Consider the following 10,879-nt stretch of genomic DNA (forward strand, 5'->3'; position numbering starts at 1 on the left):
TTTCAACGCTGATCGAAGGCAAGGGCATCGACAAACCCTGGCGCGATCATTTCTTCTGCGAGCACCTCGATCTCGCACCCACGCTCACCTGGGAGGGCATTCGCGGCCAGCGATACGTCTATGCGCGTTACTTCGACCAGAAGCCCGCGTATGAGTTTTTGCATGATCTGGAATCCGACCGCGATGAACTCAAGAATCTCGCCACCGATCCCGCGCATGCCGAGGCTCTGCAGAAAATGCGTGCGCTGTGCGATGCCGAGATGAACGCACGCGGCGGTGCCCTGCTGCCCATGGACCAACGCGGATCGCGCAAATTCACCCCCAATAAAAAAGGGGCGGCCAAAAAGGCCAAGGCCGAATAATGACTGGCACGCGCCTCAATCCAGCTTCCCCGACCCAACCATGAAAGCCCTCGTTCTCATCCTTTCGTCATTCTGCCTTTTGGCATCGTCCTTTGCCGCTCCGACGAAGCGTCCCAACATCCTCTTCATCGTCGTGGATGACCAGTCGCCCTTTGACTTCAAGTTCTACAATCCGAAGTCGGCGCTGCAGTCACCGAACATCGACAAGCTTGCTGCGGAAGGCATGGTCTTTGATTCCGCACGGCACATGGGCTCCTTCAGCGGCGCGGTGTGCACGCCATCACGGCACATGATCATGAGCGGGCGCACGGTGTGGCATCTGCCCATCGGCCCCGGGGCGAAAGAGCACTGCCCGCCGAATCTGGAGCTGAACACACTGGCCGCTGTGTTCAATCGCGCGGGATACGACACCATGCGCACCTGCAAACAGGGCAACTCGTATGAGGGAGCCAATAAACAATTCACCGTGCGGCATGATGCCACCAAACGCGGCGGCACCGATGAAACCGGCAGCACCTGGCATGGCGACCAGGTGATGCATTACCTGAACGAGCGCGAGGCGAAGAAGGACACCGACCCCTTCCTCATCAACTTTGGTTTCTCCCATCCGCACGACACCCGCGACGGTCGCCCCGAGCTGCTGGCCAAATATGGCGCCACCAATCACGAAGATCCCAACACGCTGCCTGCGCTGAATCCAAAGCTGCCTGCCCTGCCTGCGAACTACCTGCCCGCACATCCCTTCAACAACGGCGATGCCAACGTGCGCGATGAGGTGGAAGTCAGCGGTGTGTGGAGGAACCGCGACGAGGCAACCATCCGCAATGAGATCGGCCGCGAGTTCGCCTGCAATGAAAACATCGACATCCAGATCGGCCGCGTGCTGGAGAAGCTCAAAGCCATGGGTGAGCTCGACAACACCTACATCGTTTACACCGCCGACCACGGCATCGCCATCGGCCGCCATGGATTGCAGGGGAAACAAAACCTCTACGAGCACACCTGGCGCGTGCCCTTCATCGTCAAAGGCCCCGGCATCAAGCCCGGCTCCCGCGTGCCAGGAAACATCTACCTGCTCGACATCGTGGCCACCCTTTGCGACATCGCCGGCATCCCCGCACCGGAGAGCAACGAAGGCGTCAGCTTCAAGCCGGTGATCGAAGGTAAAAAGACCGCCGTACGCGATGTGATGTACGGCGTCTACTGCGGTGGCACCAAGCCCGGCATGCGCTGCGTGCAGCAGGGTGAGTGGAAGCTGATTAAGTATGATGCCATGAACGGCGCCGTGCATGAGACCCAGCTTTTCAACCTCGCCGCGAATCCCGACGAACTCCTCAAGGAGCATGGCAACAAAGACCCGTTGAAGACCAACCTCGCGAGTGATCCCAAGCATGCCAAAAAGCTCGCTGAAATGGAAGCGCTACTCCTCGCCGAAATGCGCCGCCTCGATGATCCTTATCGTCTTTGGAACCAGCCGGATGACGGGCTGCCGCCAGTGCCGGAGCCTGCGCCGAAGGCCAAGAATGCGAAGAAGAAACAGGCCAAGCAGTAATCTCTCAAGACATGAAGCCCCTCGCTCTCATCGTTTCGTCAATTTTCGTTGTGGCTTCGTTGTTCGCTGTGGAGCAGCGGCCCAATTTTCTCATCATCTACGCCGATGACCTCGGCTATGGCGATGTCTCCACTTATCATCCTTCGGACTGCCACACGCCGAACATCGACAAGCTGGCGGCGGAGGGCATGCTGTTTAAAAACATGCGTGCGAACTGCACGGTGTGCTCGCCTTCACGCGCCGCGCTGCTCACGGGGCGCTTTCCAGATCGCGTGGGGGTTCCTGGTGTCATTCGTACCAATGCGGAAGACTCATGGGGTTACCTTGCGCCGGGCATTCCGACGATTGGAAATGAGCTGAAGAAGGTCGGCTATCACACGGCGGTGATTGGGAAATGGCATCTTGGGCTGGAATCTCCGAACACGCCGAATGAGCGCGGCTTTGATCTCTTCCACGGCTTCCTCGGCGACATGATGGACAGCTACACCACGCACCTGCGCCAGGGTAACAACTACATGCGCCGCAATGCGGAGGTCATCGACCCCAAGGGCCATGCTACGGATATCTTCGCGGGCTGGGCGACGGATTACTTTCGTGAGCGTGCCAAGGAGAAGCAGCCTTTTTTCCTCTACCTCGCCTTCAATGCCCCGCATTTTCCCATCGAGCCACCGGTGGAATGGGTGGCCAAGGTGAAACAGCGCGCACCGCAGCTCGATGAAAAGCGTGCGATGAATGTCGCGCTGGTGGAGCATCTGGATGATCGCATCGGGCAACTGCTGGCCGTGTTAAAAGAAGCCGGGCTCGATCAAAACACCGTTGTCGCTTTCGGTTCTGACAATGGCGGCTCTTTGCCGCATGCACAGAACAACGACCCCTGGCGCGATGGGAAGACCAGCCACTACGACGGTGGCCTGCGCGTGCCCTTCATGGTGCGCTGGCCTGGGCACATCAAGGCAGGCTCCCGCAGCGATTACGCGGGGCTGAACTTTGACCTTTTCCCCACCTTTCTTGAACTCGCGGGCGTGAAACCTTCGCCTGAGCTCGATGCGATCAGCCTCGTGCCTATTCTCACTGGCGGTAGCATCGATAAGCCGCGTGATCTCTACTTCGTCCGCCGTGAAGGTGGCGCAGCCTATGGCGGCAAAAGCTATGAGGCGCTCATCCGTGGCGACTGGAAGCTGATGCAAAACACGCCCTACAGCCCATTAGAACTCTACAATCTCAAGAACGATCCGCAGGAGAAAACCAACCTCATAGGCAAGGCTCCCAAGGTCTTCAAAGAACTCTCCACCGCACTGCGCACGCACGTTCAGATCGGCGGCGCCACGCCTTGGCAGAAGCCTGAAACTCACCAGCCATGAAACTTCTCCTCTGCCTTCTTTCGACATTCGCCCTCTGGCATTCGTCATTCGCGGCGCAGCCGAACATCATCCTCATCATGGTCGATGACTTCGGCTATGAGTGCGTCACGGCGAATGGCGGGGAGTCGTATCAGACTCCGAACATCGACAAACTCGCGGCGAGCGGTGTGCGCTTTGAAAACTGCCATGTGCAGCCGCTGTGCACGCCCACGCGCGTGCAGCTCATGACGGGGCGCTACAACGTACGCAATTACATCAACTTCGGCACGCTGCTGCGCACAGAGACGACCTTTGGCAGCCTCATGAAAAACGCAGGCTACGCCACCGGCATCTGCGGCAAGTGGCAGCTTGGCGGGGAGGTGGATTCACCGCAGCACTTCGGCTTTGATGAATCCTGCCTCTGGCAGCAGACACGCCGCCCGCCGCGTTATGCGAACCCCGGCTTGGAATACAACGGTGTGGAGAAAGATTTTACTCACGGCGAGTACGGCCCCACGCTGGTGAACGACTTCGCGCTCACCTTCATCACCCAGAACAAAGAAAAGCCCTTCTTTCTCTACTACCCGATGATCCTCACGCACAATCCCTTTCAGCCGACGCCGGACAGCCCGGACTGGGATCCGACGATCAGCAGCGAGAACAAACAGCAGTCGCCCAAGCACTTCGCCGAAATGACCGCCTACATGGACAGGCTGGTGGGCAGCGTTGTCACGAAGCTTGATGAACTCGGCATTCGGGACAACACACTGCTGCTCTTTCTCGGCGACAACGGGACGAACGCCAGCATCACCAGCCGCTTCAAAGGAGCAGACTACAAGGGGGGCAAAGGCAGCACCACATCCCATGGCACGCATGTGCCGCTTATCGCCAGCTGGCCCGCCGTGATGAAGCAGGGCCGCGTCTCCGCGGATCTCGTCAGCAGCACCGACTTCCTCCCCACGATCTGCGTCGCCGCAGGTGTGAAGGTGCCTGAAGGCACCGATGGCGTGAGCTTCCTGCCTCAGCTCAAAGATGAACCCGGCACACCGCGCGAGTGGCTCTACACCTGGTACTCCCCGCGACAGAGCCAGGACATGACCGTGCGTGAATACACCTTCGACCAGCGCTTCAAACTTTACCGCACCGGCCAGTTCTACGATTTGAGCACGGATGAAATGGAGAAGCAGGATATTGCCGCTACTACGCTGAGCAACGAAGCCGCCGCCGCGAAAGCGAAGCTGCAGACCGCCCTCGACCACTTCAAGGATGCCCGCCCCGTGAAACTCGATGAAGAGTTCCAGGCCTCGGGGAAAGGGAAAGACAAGACCACGAAGAAGGGAAAGAAGAAGCAGAACAAAGCAGAGTAACTGACCATCAAACCACCTCATCATGCGCCCTCTCGTATTCCTCCTTTCGTCGTTCGTCATTTTACATGCATCATTCTCTGCGGAGCCGCCGCCCAACATCCTCTTTGCCATTGCTGATGACTGGGGTCCGCATGCGAGCGCCTATGGCACGCCGTGGGTGAAGACGCCGAATTTTGACCGCGTTGCGAAGGAGGGGCTGCTCTTCAGCCAGGCCTACACGCCAAATGCGAAGTGCGCGCCCTCACGCGCCTGCATTCTCACGGGGCGTAATTCCTGGCAGCTCAAAGAAGCGGCGAATCATATCTGCTACTTCCCGCCGGAGTTCAAAGGCTGGGGCGAAGCGCTGGCGGAAAAGGGCTGGAATGTGGGCTACACCACCAAGGGCTGGGGCCCCGGCATGGCGGTGGATGCGAATGGCAAGCCCCGCCAGATGACGGGCACGCCCTACAACAAGCGCAAAGCAGAAGCACCCACGCCGGAGATCCTGAACTGCGATTACGCGGCGAACTTCAGCGACTTCCTCAATGCTGCACCGGCCGACAAACCCTGGTGCTTCTGGTATGGCAGCGTGGAGCCGCATCGGGGCTATGAATTTGGCAGCGGCGTGGCCAAGGGCGGCAAGAAGCTCACGGACATCGACCACGTGCCCGCCTACTGGCCGGACAACGACGTGATCCGCAATGACATGCTCGACTACGCCTTTGAGGTGGAGCATTTCGACCGTCACCTCGGGCGCATGATCGCCGACCTTGAAAAGCGCGGCCTGCTGGAGAATACGCTCGTCATTGTCACCGCGGACCACGGCATGCCCTTTCCGCGCAGCAAGGGAAATGCGAACGTGCAGGCCAATCATGTGCCGTTGGCGATGATGTGGAAGAAGGGAATCCTGCAGCCCGGCCGCGCGCTGGCGGACTTCGTGAGCTTCGTTGATCTCGCGCCGACGCTCATCGAGGTGGCGGGCATGAAGTGGGCGGACACCGGCATGGCGGAGTCACCGGGCCGGAGCCTCACGGATCTCTTTGCCAACAAGCCCGCGCATGTGCGTGATCACGTGCTCCTCGGCAAGGAGCGCACCGATGTCGGCCGCCCGCATGACTGGGGCTATCCCATCCGTGCCATCGTGACGAAGGACAGCGTCTTCATCGAAAACTTCGAACCCTCGCGCTGGCCCGGCGGCAATCCCGAAACCGGCTACATGGACTGCGATGCCGGTGCCACCAAGAGCTACATCATCGACGCGCATCGCAAAAATCCCACTGATCCTTTTTGGCAACTTTGTTTCGGCCTGCGCCCTGGCACCGAGTTTTATGACCTCAAAGCGGACCCAGATTTCGTGAAGAACTCACCTGCCGATCCACGCGTCACCGCCTTGCGTGATCAGCTTCACACCGAACTCAAAGCACAGGGCGATCCGCGCATGTTTGGCCAGGGTGAGATCTTCGACAAATACGAGCACGCCTCCAAGGCGAACGTGAGCTTCTACGAGAAGTTCATGAGCGGCAAGCCCATAAAAGCTGGCTGGATCAACCCCAGCGACATTGAACCCAAGCCCGTCCTGCCATGAGATTTTCTTTTCTGCTCATCCTCGTTTCGTCGTTCATCAGCCTGCATTCATCGTATTCGGCTGCTCCGAATATTCTTTTCATTCTCTCGGACGATCACAGCTACCCGTTCATCCATTGCTACGGGCGGGAGGAGATGAAGACGCCGAATCTCGATCGCTTCGCTGCCGAAGGGATCATGTGCCGTCGCATGTTCACGGGTGCGCCGCAATGCGTGCCTTCGCGCGCCACCATCATGACCGGGCGATCGCCGGTGGCCTGCCGTATCACGCGGTTTTCATCGCCGCTGCCACGGGATGAAATCACCTTCCCTGAGATTTTGAGGAAGGATGCAGATTACTTCGTTGGCTGCTGCGGCCGCACGTACCATCTCGATGGTTCGGGGCGCGGCCCGGAGGCATCCGCGCAGGTGTTTGATGAGCATCACATGGTCACCTTCAAGGATCGCTTTAACTACGTCGATGCGAGCGGTCAGGAAAATGTGCCGGCGAAGATGAACGAGTTCTTTGACCAGCGTCCGAAGGACAAACCTTATTTCCTGTGGGTCGGTTTCAGCGATCCCCATCATGCCTGGACCTCTGGCAAGAACCCGCCTGATCCCGCGAAGCTCAAGGTGCCCGGTTTCCTGCCGGATCTCCCCGGCGTGCGCAGTGACCTCTCCGCCTACGAAGGGGAGATCGAGCATTGCGATGGCGACTTCCAGCGCGTGCTCGACATCGTCAAAGAACGCGCCGGATTGGAGAACACGCTCATCATCTTCATGGGAGACAACGGCATGGCATTCCCCAGCGGCAAAGGCTCGCTGCATGATCCCGGATTGAACGTGCCGCTGCTCGCGTGGTGGCCGGGTGTGATCAAACCGGGCGGCGACTCCAGCGCACTGATCTCTGGTGAAGACATCGCGCCCACCTGCCTCGAAGCCGCCGGACTCCCGGTGCCCGAGCGCATCAGCGGCGTGAGCTTTCTGCCGCTGCTCAAAGGCGCGAAGTTTGACAAGGAGCGCCAGCATATCTTCGCCGAGCGCGGCCCGCACGGCAGCGCCACCTTCAATGAAAGCACCACCGCCAGTGGCGTGGACTACAGCCGCTGCGTGCGCAGCGCGCGCTACAAGCTTATCTACAATGTCACCCCGAACCTGCGCTACACGCCTGTGGACAGCGGGAATGATCCGAGCTGGAAGGACATCGTCAAAGCACACGAGGACAAGGCGCTGGCCACCGAGTTTGAAGACCTCTGGTTCACCAGTCCGCGTCCTGTCTATGAACTTTACGACCTCAAGGAAGACCCCAATGAACTGCACAATCTCTACGGCCAGAAAGGTCTGGAAGCAGCCACGCTGGAGCTGAAGACCGCGCTGCAAAAGAAGATGATCCTCGACTTCGACTACCTGCCGCTGCCCATCGCGGGAGATGCCAAACCGAAGGGCAAAGCCGCTGCCAAGAAGGATCCCAACCGCGCGGAGCAGTTCAAGAAGCTCGATATTGATCACGATGGCAAACTGAGCCGTGAGGAGTTCAGCGCCAAACGAAACTCCGCAGATGCCGCCGCCTGGTTCAAGGCCCGCGATGTGGACGGCAACGGCTCCATCGAGGCCGCCGAATACACAGCCAGCACCGTGCCCAATCCTCCCAAAAAATAACCCAATCTCTACTCGCTCCAACCATGAAGAACCTCCTTATCTTCCTCACTCTTTCCCTCTCGCTCCGCGCCGACTTCATCACCCCGGTCTTCTCTGACGACTTCTCCCGTGACGAAGCCACACCGGGCAAAGAGGACATCGGCAACGGCTGGACCAGCAACAGTGCCTGGCGCGCGAAGGGTCATCAGCAGGTCGATCTTATCGACGGGCACATGCATGTGACCAAGCATGCGGAGGCCGACCATGGCGTGGCTATCTTTCATAATGTGGAGTTTCAGGACGGCATCGTTGAGCTGAGGTTCAAACTTGGTGAAGGTGATGATCTCGGCGTCGATTTCGTGGATCGTGAGCTCAAGACCGTGCATGCGGGCCATCTCTGCATCGCACGTGTGACCAACGAGGCGGTGACAATCACTGATTCCAAGACCGGCGGCATGGACAACGAGATCCGCGCCCGCCGCGAGAAAGGCGACAAGTCCCCCGAACTTGCCGCGCTGCTCAAATCCAAAACGAAGTCCTTCAAGCTCGATCTCAAGCCCAATGAGTGGCACAGCATGAACATCAAGGTCGTCGGAGATCAGATGACCGTCCGCATTGACGATCTGGAAGCCGTTTCATTCAGCAGCGAAGGCATCGCCCATCCGACGAAACGCATGATCACCCTTGCCGTGAACAAGTCGGCGAATGTGGATGACGTGAAGGTTTCAAAGCTGAAGTGAGTCATTCACTCCTTCCATGCGCTTCATCCTCTTCCTCGGTCTCTTCGCCACGGCGTCTCTGGCACAATCCCAGCATGAGGTCGTCTCCGGCTGGCCGCAGTTGCCGGAGGGGCAGGTGCTTGGCCTTTGTGCCGGGGTCGGTGTCGATGCTCAGAACCGCGTGTACGTTTTTCATCGCAGCGGCCGGGTATGGTCCAAGCCCTTTCCCAAAGAGGCCATCGCTGCGCCGACCGTGAGCGTGTTCGATGGTGCGACGGGACGGCTTCTCAGCAGCTGGGGGGCGAACCGCTTCATCATGCCGCATGGTCTGACGGTGGACCGTGAGGGCAATCTCTGGCTCACCGATGTGGGCCTGCATCAGGTCTTCAAGTGTTCGCCGGCGGGTGAGGTGCTGCTCACCTTGGGCGAGGCGGGCGTCCCCGGCAGCGATGACAAACATTTCAATCTGCCCACGGATGTGGCTGCGCTGGCAGACGGCTCCTTTTACGTGAGCGACGGCTACCAAAACACGCGCGTGATGAAATTCACCGCTGACGGCCGCTTTGAGTTCCAATGGGGCACGAAGGGCCATGGGCCGGGTGAGTTTCATCTGCCGCACGGCATCACCGTGGATGCGCAGGGCCGCGTCATCGTCTGTGACCGCGAGAATGAACGGCTGCAGGTCTTCGATGCGAAGGGCGCCTTTAAGCATGAATGGAAAGGCCCGCAGCTTGGCAAACCGTATGGTATCGCTACAGGTCCCGACGGCCATTTCTTCGTCATTGATGGCGGTTCTCCTTCCCTGCAGCCGCAGCTGCGGGGCAAGGCGGTGGAGCTCGATCCCTCCGGGCAGGTGCTTGACACCTTTGGCAGCCAGGGCAAAGCCGCCGGTCAGTTCCAGCTCGGGCATGATATTGCGGTTGGCCCGGACGGTGCGGTTTATGTCGCGGAAGGAACAGGAGCGCGGGTGCAGAAGTTTGTGCGCAGGAAAGCAGCGGAGTGATGGTTGCTTTGTGCTGCGGCACATCTCTCACTGGTTCGGTGTTCGGACCAAGGGTTTGCTGTGAAAGCAAACCGAGCGCTCGCGTAATCTATAGTGCCATGACCAACCGCCGCCGCTTTCTTGCCACAACGACCTCCGTGCTTGCCTTTCCGTTCATCGCACGTGGAGCCGCGCCTGCGGCGAAGATCATTGAGACCAAGGTAATTTCTCAGCAGCCGGAGTTTTATCATGGCTGGCCGACTGTGGTCCGCAGACAAAATGGCGAGCTGTGGGTCTCGTGGTCCGGTGGCCGTGAATCGCATGTGTGCCCCTTTGGCCAGGTGCATGCCATGACCTCGCGTGACAACGGCGCCACCTGGACCTGGCCGCGTGTGCTGCTGGACACTGCCACGGATGACCGCGACTCCGGTGTGCTGGAAACTGCGAAGAGCTCTCTCATCGTCAGCACCTTCACCTCACTGGCCTATGAAGATCATTTCAAGAAGGCCAGCACTTTTGCCGAACACACGGACAAGGGCTGGACTTCGAAAACGATGCCGCAGGAGCAGTTTGTAAAGTGGAAGGCCGCACACGAGCGCCTCAATGATGAGGAGCGCAAAGCGGAACTCGGTGAATGGGTGATCCGCTCCACCGATGGCGGCAAGTCCTGGTCCACCCGCATCCCCACCATCGTGAACAGCCCGCATGGCCCCATCCAGCTCAAGGATGGTCGCCTGCTCTATGCCGGCAAGCAGCTCTGGACCGGCGATAAAAAGGTCGGCGTGGCGGAGTCGAAGGATGATGGCCAAACCTGGCAGTGGCTGGCGGAAATCCCCACGCGCAAAGGCGACAACGCTGTCAGGTCGTATCACGAACTCCATGCGGTCGAGGCAGCAGACGGCACGCTCATCGCGCAGATCCGCAATCACAACGACGCCAACAAGGGTGAGACGCTGCAGACCGAATCCAAGGACGGCGGCAAGACTTGGAGCGAGCCGCACGGCATCGGCGTGTGGGGCCTGCCCTCCCACCTTCTGCGCCTGCGTGACGGCCGCCTCGTCATGACCTACGGCCACCGCCGCAAGCCTTACGGCAATCAGGCCCGCATCAGCAGCGACAACGGCCAGAGCTGGAGCGAGGCCATGATCCTTTCCGGCGATGGCATCGGTGGCGATCTCGGTTATCCCAGCACCGTCGAGCTGGCCGATGGCACGCTGCTGAGCGTGTGGTATGAGACGATGAAGGAGCCCAAGCTGGCGGTGCTGCGCCAGGCCACGTGGCGGGTGGAGTGAGGGCGGCTCAAGGAGGAGTGCGCGGAATGAATTCCGTGCTCCTTGTGCAGCATCACCGCCCCGCGCTACATTGCGATCCTGCCAT

General features: G+C 59.6%; 8 protein-coding genes and 1 pseudogene. All 9 read left to right on the forward strand.

The features are described from left to right. Positions 1-362: pseudogene (locus ACIREA_RS16930) on the forward strand (hypothetical protein); the annotation flags it as partial. Between the two features lie 40 nt (positions 363-402). Beyond that, a complete protein-coding gene (locus ACIREA_RS16935; RefSeq protein ID WP_397383482.1) occupies positions 403-1,914 on the forward strand; it encodes a sulfatase-like hydrolase/transferase in 1,512 nt (503 codons plus the stop codon). An 11-nt stretch (positions 1,915-1,925) separates the two neighbouring features. Further along, positions 1,926-3,275 carry a sulfatase gene (locus ACIREA_RS16940; RefSeq protein ID WP_397383483.1) on the forward strand — a complete coding sequence of 450 codons (1,350 nt, stop codon included), beginning with the start codon at positions 1,926-1,928 and terminating at the stop codon, positions 3,273-3,275. After that, positions 3,272-4,621, forward strand: a complete 1,350-nt coding sequence (locus ACIREA_RS16945) for a sulfatase-like hydrolase/transferase (protein ID WP_397383485.1) — start codon at positions 3,272-3,274, stop codon at positions 4,619-4,621. Before ACIREA_RS16940 ends, ACIREA_RS16945 begins: the two co-directional genes overlap by 4 nt. A gap of 22 nt (positions 4,622-4,643) precedes the next feature. Beyond that, positions 4,644-6,185 (forward strand): sulfatase, encoded by a 1,542-nt coding sequence (locus ACIREA_RS16950; protein WP_397383486.1) that lies wholly within the window; start codon positions 4,644-4,646, stop codon positions 6,183-6,185. Continuing rightward, positions 6,182-7,822 carry a sulfatase-like hydrolase/transferase gene (locus tag ACIREA_RS16955; RefSeq protein WP_397383487.1) on the forward strand — a complete coding sequence of 547 codons (1,641 nt, stop codon included), beginning with the start codon at positions 6,182-6,184 and terminating at the stop codon, positions 7,820-7,822. Before ACIREA_RS16950 ends, ACIREA_RS16955 begins: the two co-directional genes overlap by 4 nt. A gap of 23 nt (positions 7,823-7,845) precedes the next feature. Continuing rightward, positions 7,846-8,541: a family 16 glycoside hydrolase gene (locus tag ACIREA_RS16960; RefSeq protein WP_397383488.1), complete on the forward strand. Its 696-nt coding sequence runs from the start codon at positions 7,846-7,848 to the stop codon at positions 8,539-8,541. Positions 8,542-8,557: 16 nt separating this feature from the next. After that, positions 8,558-9,523 carry a peptidyl-alpha-hydroxyglycine alpha-amidating lyase family protein gene (locus ACIREA_RS16965; protein ID WP_397383490.1) on the forward strand — a complete coding sequence of 322 codons (966 nt, stop codon included), beginning with the start codon at positions 8,558-8,560 and terminating at the stop codon, positions 9,521-9,523. A 98-nt stretch (positions 9,524-9,621) separates the two neighbouring features. Further along, entirely contained in the window at positions 9,622-10,794 is a 1,173-nt protein-coding gene (locus ACIREA_RS16970; protein ID WP_397383491.1) for a sialidase family protein, read from the forward strand. The last annotated feature ends 85 nt before the right edge of the window (positions 10,795-10,879 follow it).

Source organism: Prosthecobacter sp., assembly GCF_044373815.1.
GTDB lineage: Bacteria > Verrucomicrobiota > Verrucomicrobiia > Verrucomicrobiales > Verrucomicrobiaceae > Prosthecobacter.